At 44.6% G+C, this 16,383-nt stretch carries 16 protein-coding genes; 12 read left to right on the top strand and 4 right to left on the bottom strand.

Annotated features, from left to right (window positions below; translation table 11 throughout):
• Positions 1 to 208 precede the first annotated feature (208 nt).
• A complete protein-coding gene (locus tag V7Z60_RS05460; protein ID WP_334116840.1) occupies positions 209 to 928 on the bottom strand; it encodes a GntR family transcriptional regulator in 720 nt (239 codons plus the stop codon).
• A 195-nt stretch (positions 929 to 1,123) separates the two neighbouring features.
• Between V7Z60_RS05460 and V7Z60_RS05455 the strand changes: the two genes are divergently transcribed.
• Positions 1,124 to 1,285 (top strand): hypothetical protein, encoded by a 162-nt coding sequence (locus tag V7Z60_RS05455; protein WP_334116839.1) that lies wholly within the window; start codon positions 1,124 to 1,126, stop codon positions 1,283 to 1,285.
• Positions 1,286 to 1,656: 371 nt separating this feature from the next.
• On the opposite strand, the gene V7Z60_RS05450 is transcribed toward V7Z60_RS05455, so the two are convergent.
• From V7Z60_RS05450 to V7Z60_RS05440, 3 genes are all read right to left on the bottom strand, one after another.
• On the bottom strand, positions 1,657 to 2,523 hold the full coding sequence (locus V7Z60_RS05450) for a carbohydrate ABC transporter permease (protein ID WP_334116838.1): 867 nt from the start codon (positions 2,521 to 2,523) through the stop codon (positions 1,657 to 1,659).
• A gap of 6 nt (positions 2,524 to 2,529) precedes the next feature.
• Positions 2,530 to 3,417: a carbohydrate ABC transporter permease gene (locus V7Z60_RS05445; RefSeq protein WP_442918898.1), complete on the bottom strand. Its 888-nt coding sequence runs from the start codon at positions 3,415 to 3,417 to the stop codon at positions 2,530 to 2,532.
• A 62-nt stretch (positions 3,418 to 3,479) separates the two neighbouring features.
• Positions 3,480 to 4,784, bottom strand: coding sequence for an extracellular solute-binding protein (locus V7Z60_RS05440; RefSeq protein WP_334116836.1), 1,305 nt, complete (start codon positions 4,782 to 4,784; stop codon positions 3,480 to 3,482).
• A gap of 293 nt (positions 4,785 to 5,077) precedes the next feature.
• Between V7Z60_RS05440 and V7Z60_RS05435 the strand changes: the two genes are divergently transcribed.
• The 11 genes from V7Z60_RS05435 (at position 5,078) to V7Z60_RS05385 (ending at position 16,349) form a co-directional block, all read left to right on the top strand.
• Positions 5,078 to 6,040, top strand: a complete 963-nt coding sequence (locus tag V7Z60_RS05435) for an acetylxylan esterase (protein WP_334116835.1) — start codon at positions 5,078 to 5,080, stop codon at positions 6,038 to 6,040.
• A 495-nt stretch (positions 6,041 to 6,535) separates the two neighbouring features.
• A complete protein-coding gene (locus V7Z60_RS05430) occupies positions 6,536 to 7,918 on the top strand; it encodes a glycoside hydrolase family 1 protein (protein WP_334116834.1) in 1,383 nt (460 codons plus the stop codon).
• Positions 7,918 to 9,360, top strand: coding sequence for a PTS sugar transporter subunit IIC (locus tag V7Z60_RS05425; RefSeq protein ID WP_334116833.1), 1,443 nt, complete (start codon positions 7,918 to 7,920; stop codon positions 9,358 to 9,360). The genes V7Z60_RS05430 and V7Z60_RS05425 overlap by 1 nt, the downstream gene beginning before the upstream one ends.
• Before the next feature lie 54 nt (positions 9,361 to 9,414).
• Complete coding sequence (locus tag V7Z60_RS05420; protein ID WP_334116832.1) at positions 9,415 to 9,732, top strand: PTS sugar transporter subunit IIB; 318 nt, start codon at positions 9,415 to 9,417, stop codon at positions 9,730 to 9,732.
• 94 nt (positions 9,733 to 9,826) lie between these two features.
• Positions 9,827 to 10,144: a PTS lactose/cellobiose transporter subunit IIA gene (locus tag V7Z60_RS05415; RefSeq protein ID WP_334116831.1), complete on the top strand. Its 318-nt coding sequence runs from the start codon at positions 9,827 to 9,829 to the stop codon at positions 10,142 to 10,144.
• A 270-nt stretch (positions 10,145 to 10,414) separates the two neighbouring features.
• Positions 10,415 to 11,290: an ROK family protein gene (locus V7Z60_RS05410; protein WP_334116830.1), complete on the top strand. Its 876-nt coding sequence runs from the start codon at positions 10,415 to 10,417 to the stop codon at positions 11,288 to 11,290.
• Positions 11,291 to 11,313: 23 nt separating this feature from the next.
• The gene (locus tag V7Z60_RS05405; protein WP_334116829.1) at positions 11,314 to 12,708 is read left to right on the top strand and encodes a glycoside hydrolase family 1 protein; all 1,395 of its coding nucleotides are present in this window, start codon (positions 11,314 to 11,316) and stop codon (positions 12,706 to 12,708) included.
• A 273-nt stretch (positions 12,709 to 12,981) separates the two neighbouring features.
• Positions 12,982 to 14,016 carry an efflux RND transporter periplasmic adaptor subunit gene (locus V7Z60_RS05400; RefSeq protein ID WP_334116828.1) on the top strand — a complete coding sequence of 345 codons (1,035 nt, stop codon included), beginning with the start codon at positions 12,982 to 12,984 and terminating at the stop codon, positions 14,014 to 14,016.
• A 1-nt stretch (position 14,017) separates the two neighbouring features.
• On the top strand, positions 14,018 to 14,740 hold the full coding sequence (locus tag V7Z60_RS05395) for an ABC transporter ATP-binding protein (RefSeq protein ID WP_334116827.1): 723 nt from the start codon (positions 14,018 to 14,020) through the stop codon (positions 14,738 to 14,740).
• The gene (locus tag V7Z60_RS05390) at positions 14,737 to 15,933 is read left to right on the top strand and encodes an ABC transporter permease (protein ID WP_334116826.1); all 1,197 of its coding nucleotides are present in this window, start codon (positions 14,737 to 14,739) and stop codon (positions 15,931 to 15,933) included. Before V7Z60_RS05395 ends, V7Z60_RS05390 begins: the two co-directional genes overlap by 4 nt.
• Before the next feature lie 50 nt (positions 15,934 to 15,983).
• Positions 15,984 to 16,349, top strand: a complete 366-nt coding sequence (locus tag V7Z60_RS05385; protein ID WP_334116825.1) for a GntR family transcriptional regulator — start codon at positions 15,984 to 15,986, stop codon at positions 16,347 to 16,349.
• The last annotated feature ends 34 nt before the right edge of the window (positions 16,350 to 16,383 follow it).

Below are 16,383 nucleotides of genomic sequence, written 5' to 3'. Positions count from 1 at the left end.
TCATGCTTGTGTACGGGCTCATGACCGCTCGGCTCCACACCTTGCATAATTCCTCCTTGACGCGCGGACCAGACAGCAGCAAAATTCATTCAAGGCACTGCATCCGGCAGACAGCATCTCCTATAATGAAAAATCCGCACCAACATCTGGCACGGATTTTAGTCAATATTCAGTTGTACATGGGCTGAGCGTTCGCTTCCACACCTTGCTAAAAATTATTCACATTCAAAGCCGTATAGCTGCGGAGATTGCCCGGATTGCGGCTTGTTGAATATTCAATCATCTTGCCGTTTGACAGCCAGACAACCTGTTCGATTTCAAGAATCGGGCTGCCTTCTTTGACTTTGAGATATTTAAGGTCATCACCACTTGCGCCGAATGCCGAGAATTTGCGGAAGGCACCGCCGAATTTCAAGCCGAGCGTTTCATGAATGTACTTGTAGATTGAAGTGTCGACATTTTCCCTTTCCAAATCAGGGACAAGGCGAACAGGCATGTAGGTATGTTCCAGGACAGTCGGCTTGTCATCGATAATGCGGAGACGGGTGATATTGTAGACGGGATCGATATGCTTGATGTTCAAGTTCTTCTGGATGCGTTCATCCGGGAGTTCGACGTCAAAGGAAATGACCTTGCTTTGGATATGTCCTTCGCCGAAATGGTGGAACGCTCCTCCAAAGTCATTGACGGAAACGTCATGCGGAGTTATGAACGGAATCTTGCCGCGGACATATGTACCAAGACCGGACTGTTTGTAAATTAAACCTTCGGCGGCAAGGCCGTCCAAGGCTTTCTTGACTGTTAATCGGTTAACGTGGAACTCCTGTGCAAGTGCATTTTGATCTGGAATGAGTTCGTCGATTTTGTATGTGCCGTTTTCAATGCGTTCACGAATTGCATCAGCGACAACCTGGTATTTTGTAGACATTGCAAAGCATCCTTTCCAGTGGAAATAAGTTTATCGTATAAATTTCCTTTATTTATCTCATATTATGCAACAGTATACCAAAAAAAGCAAATGATACATTTTACGTGTACCATTTGCTTTGGATATCATTTAATCAAATTTTTGGATAATTTCTGAATCGCAAATGCACATAATCCTGGAATAATGAAAAGCAAAATGACAGGATTCAAGCGGCCGATTATCACGGCCAGAATGATGCATGCCACGAAAGACATTGAAATCAAGGGCTTTTTGCAAACAGTCAGGAATGCGATGATCAGCAGATTCTTTGACTGTGCTGCATTTGCAAGATTCAGAGCAATAGTCATCAGTAAATAGCTGATATAGAAGACTAAAAGTAGCGTTGAGACAATTTCAAAGAATTGTATCACGAAGTTTTCTGTCTGGTTTTTAGATAACATAAATGTAAGTAAGAACCAGATTCCAAGCATGAATGTCAGCAAAAAAGATAATGCTTTTTCATGAGGAATCCTTCGCTGCTCATTTCGCTGTTCTTTTAAATGTTGTTTAAATGTCAGGCAATTGCTGCCCCCCTTGTCAAAGTAGCTGACGACCTGGCTGAATGCCTCGACCCATCCATAGACGAAGAGGTTTTTGATTAAAATCATCCAGAACCAAACAGAACCTTCTATAATATCGTAGCACTTTTGAACTGTTTCGAAGACTTTGTTGCGCATGAGAATCATCCTTTATTTGACCGAGCCGCTGACACCATTGTAAATGTACTTTTGAAGCAACAGGAAAATGATGAAAATCGGCAGGATAACGATAATGACGCCGGCTAGAATAACCGGCCAGTTCGTGCCGTAAGGACCCTTGAATGCGTAAAGCGCAGTCGAGATGACCTTAAGGCTCGGATCAGGCATGTAGAGCAGAGGATTGTAGAAATCATTGTAGATGTTAACTCCTGAAATGATGACAACCGTTGTAATCGGTGCGCGCAGGAGCGGCAGGATTACTTTGCGGAAAATCTGGAAGTAGCTTGCGCCTTCCATGTACGCCGCTTCATCAAGCGAAACGGGAATTTCATCCAGATATTGCATGAAGATGTAAAGCGAAACGGCATCCGTCCCCAGATTCAGGATAATGATCGACCAGATTTTGTCAAACAATCCCAAGCCGTTGATCAATTGGAAGACCGCAACCTGACTCGTGATTGCCGGAATCAGCATTGCGACCAGGAAGAGTCCGACCAGTGGCTTTTTGAGCTTGAAGTCAAAGCGGCTGACTGCATAGGCAAACATCGTTCCGAGGATGATTTTGCCGAACATGCTGACAACGAAAATAAAGGCAGTGTTGCGAAAGCCGGTCAGCATGTCACCGTCGACAAAAGCCGTCTTGTAATTGTCGAATGAAAATGATCTCGGTAAGGACAAGACCCCCGTGTGCATGAATTCCGTTTGAGTTTTGAAAGATCCGATAAAAACGACGAGAATCGGCAGGATTGCAACGATGGCACCGATGACAAGGACTGCATATTTGAGGAAAGTTCCAAACGCTGCCTTACCGTTAAAAGCGTAATGTTTCGTTGTTGGAATTTCATTTGTATTTTCCATGCGTTGTCAAGCCTCCTTCTTTTCGCGCGTAATCCAACGCTGAATCCCGGTAACGGCAAGCACGATAACCAAAAGGATGATCGCCATTGCGGACGCGAGACCAAGCTTGTTGTACTTAAAGGCCGAATCAATCGTTTGAATGACGAAAGTCGTCGTGCCGTTTGAACCGCCTGTCATGATGTATGGAATGTCGAATACGCTCAAGGCACCGCTTACGCCCAGAATGATATTCAAGAAAATAATCTGTTTAATGGCCGGAGCGATAATGTATTTGAACTGATCCCAGCGATTTGCACCGTCCATTTCAGCAGCTTCGTAGATTTCAGGATCGATTGACTGAATCGCTCCAAGGAAAATCAGGAAGTTGAATCCGGTGTAGCGCCAGATCGAAGTGAACGCAAGCGAGATGTTGTTGATTGAACGATCGCCAAGCCAGAGCTTGATCTGGCTTCCGAGTCCGAAGAACTTCATGACGGTATCGAGCGTTCCGTTTTCCTTGAAGAAGTAAAGGAAGATAAATCCGATGGCAACCCCGTTCAGCAGGTAAGGGAAGAACAGGACGCCCTTCCAGAAGTTGGCGAATTTAACTTTGAAGGACAGCATCGTCGCAAACAGGAGCGCAATTCCCAACTGGAAGAACGTTCCGATGAAGTAGTAGATGCTGACCTTGAAAACGGTGAAGTATGTCGGATTCGTAAAGACGGTCTTATAGTTCTGGAGTCCGACAAAGTGCGATGTAGGACTAAAACCGTCCCAATCGGTCAAACTGTACTGGAACATTTTGACCAGCGGATAGTACGAAAAAAGCAACAGCAGTGCAACCGGAATGATTGTGAATGCCACGATGATGAATTTTCGCTGCAGACGGTAATCGTCATGCAGACGTTTGAACAATTTGCTCACAGCTCTATTCCCCCTTATGATAATTATGCAAAATGCAGAATCTGCACCGAAGATCAGTTGCCTGAACCGACCTTGTCGACAGCAGCGCCCCACTTCTTGTTCAACTGATTCATCAATGAATCAAATGATTGTTTGCTGTTCCCGATGCCGATGTCAACGATTTGCTGTTTCGTCTTATCGGTCGTATCCAGGCCGATTTCTGATTCGTCATTGATTTCGTTAAGCAGCGATTCCTTGCCTTTTGGTGCTTCTGCCGCCTGATACAAAACAACGTTGTTCTTCTTCAAGGATTGAAGAGCTGCAGGATATGCGGCGCCTTTAACGGTTGAAATGCCGCCGTTGTCCTTGGCGTAGTCGCTGTCATTGACAAGCCAGTTCAGGAACGTGCGTGCAGCTTTCTTGTGGCTGCTGTAACGACTGATTGCAAGACTGTAGTCGGCACCGATTGATGCATGCTGTTTGCCGTCGACCGTCATCGGGAATGCGTAGAACTTGATGTCCTTTGCATTAGACTTGTTTTTGCCCTGAATTTGCGGGATGGCCCATGATCCGAGAACCATGCAGCCGATCTTGCCGTCCGCAAGATCCTGTTTTGATTGTTCCCAGTCAGACGTCGTAGGGTCTTTTTCAATCAGACCGTCTTTTGAAATCTGATAAAGCGTGTTGTAAAGCTGATACATGACCTTGCCTTTGGCAAACGGCGTCTTGTCGGTCAGGAGCTTATTGTTGAATGCAGGGTCGCCGGAGGCTCCGACGCGAACGAAGTCCCAGTTGGCCATTGCCCAGTTTGAAGCATAGTTTGTGTAGTAAGGAGTTACCTTGGGCTCTTTTTCCTTGACTTTCTTCAAAGCATCAACGAAACCTTCAGGCGTTGTCGGAAATTCGGTTACTCCGGCCTTGTCGAAGACTTTTTGATTGACGACGATGCCGTTTGCATTCATCATTGAAGGAATGCCGTAAACCTTGCCGTCATATTGCTTGGAGTTTACGCCGAGATACTTCTTTGAAAGCTCTGATTTTGAACCAAGCGAAATTACATAGTGAGAGTAGTTTTTGGCCTTGACGGTATCCGGAAGCATGAAGACGTCACCGTAATTCTTGGAGTTCATGCGCGTTTTCATTTGTCCGGCATAATCAGTGATTGTCTGGACCTTGACGTTGATCTTCGGATATTTCCTGTGAAATTCGCTGATGTATTCCTTCCATTTGCCGTTGCTGGTCCAGTCGGTCTTGTGGTTGATGAACGTGATTGTTTCTTCACCGGAAGATGAACTGCTCGAGCATCCGGAAAGAGATGCGCTTAAGACTCCCGCACAGACAAAAGCAGATAACAGATACGCAATTTTTCTCTTGTTCATAAAAATTACCTCGTTTTTTTATTTTAAAAGTAAGCGCTCACATTTCGCATTTATCATAGCACAAAATCATAATTTGTAAATAGCAAAGTTGTATACAAAATAAAAACAAATTGGAATTTATAAAAAACATAAAGTAGAAGAAACGATTTTTAAAACGCTTGAAAAATTTAAAAAAACTTGACTAATTTAAAAATGAGATTATAATCCGTTTTATGAATACGCTTTCTAAAAACTTTGGTATTGCTTAAAAACGTTGATTTATCAATGCTTTTGACGGGAAGGAGTTAAAATCTATGCTGCCTAATTTGAATTGTTATGGGGATTATAGAGGTCTAGGCCATCGTCCTGAAGACTTTGACGCTTTTTGGAAGGAAGGCCTTGAAGAAGTCGAAAGAAGCGGCACTGAATTTGAACTTGAGAAGGAAGAACTGCCTTCGAAGGTTGCAGACTTCTATCATTTATGGTTTACGGGAGTTGGAGGTGACAAAGTTCATTGTCAGCTGGTTGTGCCGAAGGGAGTCGAAAAAGGTGAAAAGCGCAGGGGAATTTTGCTTTTTCACGGATATCACTGCGACAGCGGAGATTTTTCCGATAAGGTCGGCTGGGCTGCCGAAGGCTATGTCGTTTTGGCGATGGATGCAAGAGGTCAGGGGGGGCTTTCCGAATATAAGCGGCAAGCGACGGGCGACGTTTTGCACGGGCTTTTGATTCGCGGGATAGAGGAAAAGGATCCTGAAAAGCTTTATTTCAGAGACGTGTTTCTTGATACTGCCAAGGCTGCCAAAATTCTTCAGGGCATGGACTTTGTTGATGAAGGGAAAATTTTCGCCCAGGGAGCTTCTCAGGGAGGGGGGCTGGCGCTTGCATGCTGCGGACTCGTTCCGGACATTTACAAGGTTCAGGTATGCTATCCGTTTTTGTCTGATTACAGAGCAGCATATGCAGAGGGATGCGATGACAGTGCCTTCGATGAACTCGGATACTGGTTCAGATATCGCGATCCGCTGCACAAAAATGAAGACGAGTTTTTCAGATTGCTTGATTACGTCGATGTCAAGTATCTGGCCGAAAACATCAAAGCAGAAGTCGTAATGGCCGTTGGTCTCAAGGACACGGTCGTATTTCCCAAAACTCAGATGGCGGCATTCAATCGGATCAAATCCAGAAAAAGACTGTTGGTTCTGCCGGAGTACGGACATGAGTATCTTCCGAAAATTTCCGATGAATTACGGGAATTCTTTGAATTCGGGAAATAGCATTGAACCTTTGAGCGATGATCTTCTTTGAGACGGCATTGCAGACAAAAGTATATGTCATGGTAAATGGTCTAGTTTTGATGCATGACATTTTTTTGAAGAGATTAACGTTTAATATAGAAGTAAAATGTTTTTAGTAACATTAAATCGTAAAAGCTAAATCATGTATAAAACGTGGTCAAAACAATGATGTAAGCGATAACGAAGAATGAGCCTTCAAATGCTTATTCTTCATTTTTTTTGCTTATTTCAGAGGCTGGAATAGAGCAGAAAGTAAAAAAGACAGAAAAAATTTTAAAAAAAATTATAAAAGTCAAGTCCTTGATAACATTGGTATTGCAACGTTCATTTAGAATCAATGGAGTTACAAATCGGCAAAATGTACATACATTAGGCTGATAAGTATTGACTAAAAATCTGAAAGCGGTTATACTAAATACTGTTGAAAGGGTTAAACGGTTACATCAACAAATCAGGATATGAGGAGGAGATTTGATGCAAACGAACCGTAAAATGCCACAAGGGTTCTTCTGGGGCAACTCAGTTTCGAGTATGCAGACAGAAGGTGCTTGGAACATTGGCGGTAAAGGCTTGTCCGTTTATGACGTTCGACCTGCCGGTGAAAACAGTTCAGACTGGCACGTAGCGATTGATGAGTATCATCGTTATGAAGAAGATCTGGATTTGATGGCTGAGATGAATATGAACATGTATCGTATTCAGATTTCCTGGTCACGTGTCAACCCGCAGGGAGACGGTGAATTCAACGAAGAAGGAATTGCGTTTTACGATCGCCTGGTCGATGCAATGCTGGAACGCGGAATTGAACCGATGATCTGCCTTTACCACTTTGACATGCCGCTCAACTTGGCAAAAAACAATAACGGTTTCATGTCAAGACATGTTGTGGATGCTTTTGTTCGTTACGGCAAAAAGATGATCGAACATTTCAGCGATCGCGTCAAATATTGGATTACGTTCAATGAGCATAATCTTTACTTCGGTGATGGAGCGTTTCTTTTTGCAGGGTGCGAGAATGCCGAAAAGTCATTGGACAACCTTTATAGAATTTTTCATCATACGATGTTGGCACACGCTGAACTGGATGCTTTCGTCCATGAAAACTATGATGACGTTAAGTTTGGCGGAATGCTGGCCTATACGCCTACATATCCAGCTACTTCGCGTCCGAAAGACGTGTTCTTAGCCGACAGGGCAACGGAATTTTTAATTTATAATTTGTGTGATTTATTTGCAAATGGCCATTATTCTTTGGCAGTAGAACACTTCATCAAGGAAAACAAGCTTGACATGGACTTTCTGGAAGGCGATCGTGAAATCTTGTCCAGGATGAAAGCTGATTTCCTAGCATTCAGCTATTATCGCACGGACGTTCTCGACTCAACGAAGGTTCCGGATGGAACTGCTCCGAACCGTTATTTGAATTTCGGGTATGTTGAAAATGAGTACCTTGAAGCAAATGAATGGGGATGGCAGATTGATCCTTTGGGATTCAGAGAAGCAATCGATACTCTGTACTTCAGATATCAGCTTCCGATTTTCCCCATTGAAAACGGAATCGGAATCCGCGAGCATTGGGATGGCGAACATGAGATCCAGGATGACAGGCGAATCGAATACCATCGTGATCACATCAAGGCGATGAAGGATGCGATGTTTGAAGATGGCGCTGAAGTCATAGGCTATCTTGGATGGGGTCTGATTGACATTCCAAGTTCTCATGGCGACATGGAAAAGCGTTATGGTGCTGTTTACGTTAACCGTTCGAATCATGATCTTAAAGATTTGAAACGTGTACCCAAAAAATCCTTTCACTGGTTTAAAAAGATATTTAAAGATAATGGAGATGAGTTATAATGGCTGAAAAGAAATCATCGGTAGGCACGTTCATCAACGAAAAAGTTCTGCCTCCTGTAATGAAGTTCGTTAACACGAAGGCCGTTGTTGCATTGAAGGATGGTATGGTTTACTCCTTGCCGTTCATCATCATTGGTTCTATATTCCTGATTTTGAAGTCGTTCCCTATTCCTGCGGTTTCAACATTCTTTGATAACCTCGGCTGGTCGGTCTTCTTCAACCAGGCATATCAGACAACGTTTGCTATTATTTCAATCTGGACGGCAATCGGTATTGCCTACGTCTATGCCAAGAATGAAAAGCTCGAACCGCTTCCTGTTGGTTTGACATCGCTTTCAGTCTTCTTCCTTCTGCAAAAGCTTCAAGTGGATGCTCCGCTTGTCAGTGCAATGGCAAAGGGCGGCTCCGGCGTTACGGATGCTGCAGGCAAGACACTTTACACAAGCTCGCAATTGGCACATCAGATTTCACAATTGCCTGATGCAATTCAGACGTATCTGAAGTCACCTGTTACGAACGTCATCAACATGACATGGCTTGGCGGCCAGGGTATGATTGCAGCTATCCTTTGCGGTCTCCTGGTTGGCTGGACATACACGTTGATGGCTAAGGCCGGTTGGGAAATCAAGCTTCCGGAACAGGTTCCTGCAAACGTTGCAAACCAGTTCTCAGCTATGATTCCTTCTGGCGTAATCATCACTGTTTCTATGGTTATCTACGCAATCTTTGACAAGGCTCTTAACACGGACCTCCTGAACTGGATCTACGCAACATTGCAAATTCCTTTGCAAGGCTTGTCAGACTCCCTTGGTGGTGGTATCATTCTTGCCTTCATGGTTGTATTCTTCTGGTTCTTCGGTGTTCACGGCGGACTTATCATGGGTGGTATCGGCGGTGCCTTCCTTCTTCCGAACTCTGCCGACAACGCTCGTCTGCTTGCTGAAGGCAAGTTGTCTCTTGCAAACGGCGCACACATCGTTACAAACGAATTCTACAACAACTTCATTAACCTGACAGGTTCCGGCATTACAATCGGTTTGGTTATCTTCACTTTAATTGGTGCCAAGTCAGTTCAGTTCAAGTCAATTGGTAAAGTTGAACTTGTTCCTGCCATCTTCAACATCAACGAACCGTTCCTGTTCGGTCTCCCGCTGGTTATGAACCCATGGCTTGCGGTTCCGTTCTTCCTGACACCAGTTGTCGTTGCCTTGTCAACATACCTGGTAATCAAGTTCGGCATCGTTCCTCCTACAGGGGTTGCTGCTCCTTGGACGACACCGCCTATCATTTCCGGCTTCTTCATCGGCGGCTGGAGAATGGCCATCTGGCAAGCATGTGTTCTTGGAATTTCCACGGCACTCTACTGGCCATTCGCTGCTAAGTACGACAAGTACTTGAAGAAACAGGAAGATGCAAATGCTTCTGCAGAAGCAAATGCTTAATAATCAAGTGAGATTCAGTTAGTAATTTATTGATAGAGAAAAGGATAGATTAAAATGGCAGATAAAATTATTATGCTCGCCTGCTCAGCAGGCATGTCAACGTCACTCCTGGTTTCAAAAATGCAGGCAGCGGCTGCAGAACAGGGCAAGGATTACGAAATCTTTGCAAAGTCCGTTGCTGATATCGATCATCAATTCGAAGTTGAAAAGCCGGATGTTTTGATGCTTGGACCGCAAGTTGCCTACATGAAGGGCGATATCCAGAAGAAGTGCGACGATGCAGGCGTTCCTATGGAAGTCATCAACATGACGGATTACGGCATGATGAACGGTAAGAACGTTCTTGCAGAAGCAGAAAAGATCATGGGATAGTCCCTGGTTTCAAGTGCTTGATTGAATATTGAGAATAATGCAGAACCGCACATTTTGTGCGGCTCTGTATTTTATCCAGGAGGTATTGTTGATAATGGATGATGAAAAAAGAATGCAGGTTGTGATGGGAATCATCATGGCTGGCGGCAATGCAAAGGCACATGCAGTGGAAGCAATTACGGCTGCCAAGAAAGGTGACTTTGAAGAAGCTGAAAAGAAGCTTGAAGAAGCCAATCAGGCTATTGTTGACGCACACAATACGCAAACTGAAATGTTGACGGCTGAAGCTCGTGGCGAACATACGCCAATCGATCTGTACATGGTTCATGCGCAGGATCATTTGATGACAGGCATTACGTTTGTCGATCTTGCCAAGGAGCTTGTTGAAGTCTATAAGAAGATTGCTGACTGATCTGATTTTTGATGACGGTATTGTGCTTTGTACGATAGGCATGGAAGATGCTGTCTGATGACTAAGAGGCGAGGAATTGATATTCCTGGCCTCTTTTGTCGTTACTGAGTGGAGAGATTCGACGATTGGATAAGTATTTAAGAAATGCAAAAGGATATACAATTATGATTATATGTATTGACTACATTCGTATCAGGGAGTATACTGTAATCGTTGGATTAAAGCGTTTACTATCTTATGCTGATTAAGATACAGGGAGGTTAAACAACAATGAGAGACTTAGCAGTTATTGATATCGGAGGAACGACAATCAAGTTTGCAGCGTGGAAAAATAATGAATTGCTGGATGTCCATGCTGTGGACACGCCGAAATCGCTTGATGAATTCTATGCCATTCTTGAGCATGAAACCAATGATTTCAAGAAGAAATACGACGTTGAAGGCGTTGCAATCAGTTCCCCCGGGGCAGTCAATAAGAAAACCGGCGTCATTGAAGGCGCAAGCGCATTGCCTTATATTCACAACTTCAAGATTGAACAGGAATTGGAAAGACGCTTCCAGCTTCCTGTCTCGATTGAAAATGATGCCAACTGTGCGGCTTTGGCAGAACTGGCTGAAGGTGCCGGACGCGACTGCCAGAATATGATCTTCATCATTATCGGTACGGGCGTTGGCGGTTCCGTAATCATGAACCGGAAAGTCTGGCACGGTACGCATCTTTTCGGCGGGGAATTCGGCTATATGGCCACAGCTTCAAGGATGACCCTTAGTCAGGCTGCTTCTCCCGTAAGCATGGCAAAACGCTATAATGAAGAAACTGGTAAAAACGTTGACGGCAAGACCGTTTTTGATCTTGCGGATCAGGGCGATGCCGCTGCCAGGTTCCAGGTAGACCAGATGGCGGAATCCTTAGGCGGCGCAATCTACAATCTGCAGCACAGTTTTGACCCTGAAAAGTTTATTTTGGGAGGGGCAGTTTCCAATAACCCCAAGCTGGTTCCGATTTTGAACGAAGCGGTCGAAACAATCAGAAATCGTGCTGACATCGCAACGCTCAAGCCTGTCATTGAAACGTGCGTTTATCGTGGCAATGCAAACCTGCGCGGCGCCGTCGTCGATTTCGAACAGACTTATCCTGAAGACTGACATAATTGAGAGGAGAAATAAATATGTTGAAATTTCCAAGTGATTTTGCGTGGGGTGCCGCAACGTCAGGTCCCCAATCTGAAGGTACTTTCAAAAAGAAGCACCAGAACGTTTTTGATTATTGGTATGCCAACGATCCAGACAAGTTTTATGACGGAGTAGGTCCTGATACCGCATCGAACTTTTTCAACGATTATAAGGAAGACCTTGCTCTTATGCGCGAGGCCGGCATCAAGTCATTGAGGACTTCCATTCAATGGAGCCGCTTGATTGATGATTTTGAAAAATGCACGGTAAATCAGGATGCTGTTGATTTTTACAACAATGTAATTGATGCAATGCTTGAAAACGGCATTGAACCATACATGAACCTCTGCCATTTTGACATGCCTGTCGAATTGCAGCACAAATACGGCGGATTTGAATCAAAGCACGTAACGGATCTGTATGCCGGCTTTGCTGAACAATGCTTCAAGCTCTTCGGCGATCGCGTCAAGAACTGGTTTACATTCAACGAACCGAAAGTCATCCTGGACGGTGCATATCTGTATCAGTTTCATTATCCATTGAAAGTTGACGGTCCTCTTTCAGTGCAGGTTGCATACAATATCAACCTTGCTTCGGCCAAGGCAATCGAACGTTTCCGCAAACTTTACGGCAATGACGATGACAAGCGCATCGGCATTATCCTGAACCTTACGCCTGCATATCCTGCTTCTGACTCTGAAGAAGACAGGGAAGCAGCTGAATTTGCAGAACTTTGGGCAAACAAGATGTTCCTGGATCCTGCTATTTTGGGACACTATCCTGAAAAGCTTGTTGAAATTCTGAAGCGTGACGGCGTTTTGTGGGATTATACTCAAGAAGAACTCGATTTGATTGCCAGGGAAACCATCGACGTTCTGGGTGTCAACTACTACCATCCGTTCCGCGTCAAGGCGCCTGAAGTATCATCCAAGAGCCTGCAGGACTGGATGCCTGACATCTACTTTGACGAATACGAAATGCCTGGTCGCGTCATGAACGTTGACAAGGGCTGGGAAATTTTCCCGGAAGCATTGTATGACATTGCAATCAATGTTCGCGACAATTACAACAACATTCCATGGTTTGTTTCAGAAAACGGCATGGGAGTTTCCCGTGAAGAACGTTTCATGGATGAAAATGGTATAGTTCATGACGACTATCGGATTAATTTCATGAAGAATCACTTGAAGGAACTTCATCGCGGAATCGAAGAAGGATCGAACTGCCATGGATACTTTGTCTGGACTGGTATTGACTGCTGGTCATGGATGAATGCATATCGCAACCGTTATGGTCTTATTCGTGACGACATTCATACGCAGATCAAGACAATCAAGGATTCGGGACGTTGGTTCAGAGAAACAAGCGATAACAACGGTTTTGAAGAATAGACACTGGCTGGTTGTCAGGAAATCGTAAAAGAGTCGGGAGAAAATTCCCGGCTTTTTTTGTCGTCAATACGTGATTTCAGTCGTAACCGACCGGCCTTTTTCGCTGTATGGCAACAGTCGTTTTCAGCACTGGATTTTAGAAGAATCACAATGAAAATTATTTTTCAGGGAGTTTTCCATTAAAAAACAGTGGACTAACTAATTGAATGGTGGTATAGTTAGTTACGTAAGTAATCAACTAAATAACAAGCCGCTTTAAGGGAGGATTTTTGAATGACGAAAAAAAGGAAGATTTTGATTGGAGCGGCGGTCATAGTCGCGATTTTGGCAGTATGGGGACTTTTTCAAAAAGTAAACGCCAAAAAAGATTCCGCAAAGGACGATGCTCCAGAATACTATGTGACAAAGGTCAGCAGACCGACGCCTTTCTCGCTTAACGGCCAGGTGGAATCGAAACAGGTTTCGACCCTTGGACTTCCGTCTGGAAAAGTTCAGGAAATCAGAGTCAGGAATGGTCAGTCTGTACATAAGGGTGATGTGATTCTCACAACATATGATTCTGAAAGGCAGGAATCAAAAGAAGAAGTTCAACAGGAACTGGATAAGGCAAAGAGAACGCAGCAGTCTGCGCTCTCAAGCCTCAATTCGGCAAAGCAGCAGCTCAGTCAGGCATCTAAAGAAGATGACGGCTACAGCGATCTTCAAAATCAAGTCAAGGAAGCACAGAGCTCTTATGATGATGCTGCCTCTGAGGTAACGGCGGCACAAACGAAACTGAACAGCATCAGCGGAAAAATCAATAATGTCTTGATTGCGCCGTTTGATGGAATTGTTGACGTCGATGACAAAAAACAAGATGCACCTTCAATAACCATGTACTCGCACGAAAAGCAGGTTTCAGCATCCGTGTCCGAATATGACTATGAAAAGCTCAGTCAGGGACAGAAGGTTGAAGTCAAGGCGCTTGCAACCAAGAAGACGCAGGAATCGACAATCGCGTTTCTGTCGCAGGTGCCAGGCGAAGGCAAGAGTACTGGATATCCTCTAACCATTGATGTTGACGGAAACAATTTCATGGACGGGCAAACCGTTAAGATTTCCGTTCCGCAGGAGCAGATTCGTTTGCCGAAGGACAGCGTCAGGAATAATTCGGTCTACGTTGTTGACGGAAACGGGCGGGTTCATAAGCGTAAAATTGATGGCAAATTTGCCGATGGATACTTCTACGTCGAACAAGGTGTTCAGGCGGGGGAAAGGATTGTTGCCAATCCGGACAAGCACCTGAAAGATGGCAAGAAGGTAGATTGATATGATCAGACTTGAAAATATTAATAAATTCTATCGGCAGGGAGATGAGAGTTTTCACGTCCTGCATGATATCAATCTTAACATCGAGCAGGGCGAGTTTGTCGGAATCATGGGGGAATCTGGTTCTGGCAAATCCACTCTGATCAACATCATCGGTTTTCTGGATGATCAGTTTGAAGGTCGCTACGATTTTTATGAGCATCCGATTCATGATTATACGCGGTCTCAGTTTTCAAAATTACGAAATGAAAACGTTGGATTCGTTTTCCAGAACTTCAAGCTGATCAATACGGTTTCGGTTGCGGAAAACGTATCGCTGCCGCTGCTTTATGCCGGACAGACGCGCAAGTATATCAAGGATCGCGTCAGTGAAGTTCTGGCCCAGGTGGGACTTCAAGGGGCAGAAAGGAAACTTCCCAAGAATTTATCCGGCGGCCAGCAGCAGCGTGTTTCAATTGCGCGGGCGATTGTCGCAAAGCCCAAGTTTTTGATTGCGGATGAACCTACCGGGGCGCTTGATTCCAAGACGAGTCAGGAAATCATGAACCTTTTCAAAAAGCTGAACGAGGAAAATCATACGACGATCATCATGGTTACCCATGATCCAAAAGTCGGAGCGCAATGCGAGCGATTGGTCAAAATACTTGACGGGCGCATAATCTCTGACGATTGCGGCTTGGATGGACAGGGAGGAAAAAAGGGAGAAGGGAGCATGAACGCATGAAGTTTATCGAATTGTTCAAAACTTCGCTTCAGTCTTTGAAAGCAAATCCCAAACGCAGTTTCTTGACAATGTTTGGGATCATCATCGGGATTGCGGCAGTAATTACGATCATGTCGCTGGGTGACGGCGTGAAAAAGCGGATGTATGATCTCTTCTCAACGAATTCAACAGGAGTTCAGAAGACGGAAATCGATTTTATCGCAACGGGGAAGGATCAAGGAGAGATTACATCTGAGGATATTAATAGAGTCAAAAGTAATTTTGCCGGACAATTCAAAGACGTCAGGCTCAAACGTGAAGACAAGCAGATAAATTTCGCCGGAACTCTTGGAGACGAAGAAGTCAATGGAACTCTTTCGCTTCTTAAACGCCCGGCTGATCCTGACATGGTTGCCGGAAAGAACATTTCTCCTTTTCAGTTGGGGATTGGCGACGAGGTTGCGCTGATTTCAAAGTCGCTTGCGAGAAAATCGTTCAAGCAAAGCGAAAATGCCTTAGGCTCATCGATCGTAATCGATAATCAGTCATATACGATCGTCGGCGTTTTCAACCCGGCTGAAACATGGAGCTCTGAAGGACGGGCCACCAGACTGGGCGCAGATGTTTTGGTTCCGAGCGGAGTGTATTTGAAAGGCAAAAAAGGCGGAACGATTCTGGAAGTGACCTTTGCCAAAGAGGCCAGGGCATCAAGAATCAGCAGGAAAATTGCCGGGTATTTAAGGAAACACGGCAAGAATCGCAAACATGGAGATTACGTGTACTATGACACTGGGGCTGCTTTGAAGCAAATCGGCAGCATGATTGACACGATGACTTATTTCGTGAGTGCGATTGCTGCGATTTCGCTGTTTATTGCCGGAATCGGCGTGATGAACATGATGTACATCTCTGTTTCGGAAAGAACGCAGGAAATCGGAATTCGTCTGGCAGTAGGGGCAAGGCCAAGCGACATTTTGATTCAGTTTCTTCTGGAGGCCGTTATGCTGACTGTGACGGGCGGATTGCTCGGCTTTGCCTTAGGCTGGCTGATTGGGGCCGGCATTTCGCCGTTTTTGCCGCAGAAGATTCATGCTGTGGTTACGATGCGGTCGTTTCTTCTGGCATTCGGCGTTTCATCGGCAGTCGGAGTCGTTTTCGGAATTTTGCCGGCCAAGCAGGCTGCAGACAAAAACTTGATTGATATTTTAAGATAGTGGTAGGATTAAACCTTGGGAAATAATCTAGAATGAGATGAGGAATAGCGATGCATTTTAAATTTACCGGGGGAGAGCCGATTTATATTCAAATTGCATCTCAATTAGAAGAGGCGATTTTTACTGGAGTTTTTTCAGAAGGAGAGCAGATACCATCGACTACGGAAATTTCACGAGACTTCCACATTAATCCTGCAACGGTTTTAAAGGGGATGAATATCCTGGTTGAAGCAGGCCTGATTGAAAAAAGACGCGGGATAGGAATGTTTGTTGCAAAAGGAGCGCGGACCAAATTGATTGGCGTAAGACGAGAGCTGTTTTACAAAAATTACGTTGAAAGCATGATTTCAGAAGCTGAAAAACTTGGCATATCTAAAGAATTGCTGCAGAAGATGATCGAGAAAGGGTGGAAATAGATGAGGGGGATAAAAGTTAGCGAAGTGACTAAAT

Origin of the sequence: Ligilactobacillus sp. (assembly GCF_036846325.1) — a bacterium.
Lineage (GTDB): Bacteria > Bacillota > Bacilli > Lactobacillales > Lactobacillaceae > Ligilactobacillus.
The sequence above is the reverse complement of the archived record's forward strand: the minus strand, read 5'-3'. Positions and strand labels throughout refer to the sequence as shown.

Bases quoted from the DNA above. Each gene is read 5' to 3' on its own strand.
- V7Z60_RS05435 (WP_334116835.1), top strand. From the start codon at position 5,078: ATGCTGCCTAATTTGAATTGTTATGGGGATTATAGAGGTCTAGGCCAT.
- V7Z60_RS05425 (WP_334116833.1), top strand. From the start codon at position 7,918: ATGGCTGAAAAGAAATCATCGGTAGGCACGTTCATCAACGAAAAAGTT.
- V7Z60_RS05400 (WP_334116828.1), top strand. From the start codon at position 12,982: ATGACGAAAAAAAGGAAGATTTTGATTGGAGCGGCGGTCATAGTCGCG.
- V7Z60_RS05405 (WP_334116829.1), top strand. From the start codon at position 11,314: ATGTTGAAATTTCCAAGTGATTTTGCGTGGGGTGCCGCAACGTCAGGT.
- V7Z60_RS05420 (WP_334116832.1), top strand. From the start codon at position 9,415: ATGGCAGATAAAATTATTATGCTCGCCTGCTCAGCAGGCATGTCAACG.
- V7Z60_RS05455 (WP_334116839.1), top strand. From the start codon at position 1,124: ATGACAGGATTCAAGCGGCCGATTATCACGGCCAGAATGATGCATGCC.
- V7Z60_RS05410 (WP_334116830.1), top strand. From the start codon at position 10,415: ATGAGAGACTTAGCAGTTATTGATATCGGAGGAACGACAATCAAGTTT.
- V7Z60_RS05440 (WP_334116836.1), bottom strand. From the start codon at position 4,784: ATGAACAAGAGAAAAATTGCGTATCTGTTATCTGCTTTTGTCTGTGCG.
- V7Z60_RS05450 (WP_334116838.1), bottom strand. From the start codon at position 2,523: ATGGAAAATACAAATGAAATTCCAACAACGAAACATTACGCTTTTAAC.
- V7Z60_RS05460 (WP_334116840.1), bottom strand. From the start codon at position 928: ATGTCTACAAAATACCAGGTTGTCGCTGATGCAATTCGTGAACGCATT.
- V7Z60_RS05395 (WP_334116827.1), top strand. From the start codon at position 14,018: ATGATCAGACTTGAAAATATTAATAAATTCTATCGGCAGGGAGATGAG.
- V7Z60_RS05385 (WP_334116825.1), top strand. From the start codon at position 15,984: ATGCATTTTAAATTTACCGGGGGAGAGCCGATTTATATTCAAATTGCA.
- V7Z60_RS05415 (WP_334116831.1), top strand. From the start codon at position 9,827: ATGGATGATGAAAAAAGAATGCAGGTTGTGATGGGAATCATCATGGCT.
- V7Z60_RS05430 (WP_334116834.1), top strand. From the start codon at position 6,536: ATGCAAACGAACCGTAAAATGCCACAAGGGTTCTTCTGGGGCAACTCA.
- V7Z60_RS05390 (WP_334116826.1), top strand. From the start codon at position 14,737: ATGAAGTTTATCGAATTGTTCAAAACTTCGCTTCAGTCTTTGAAAGCA.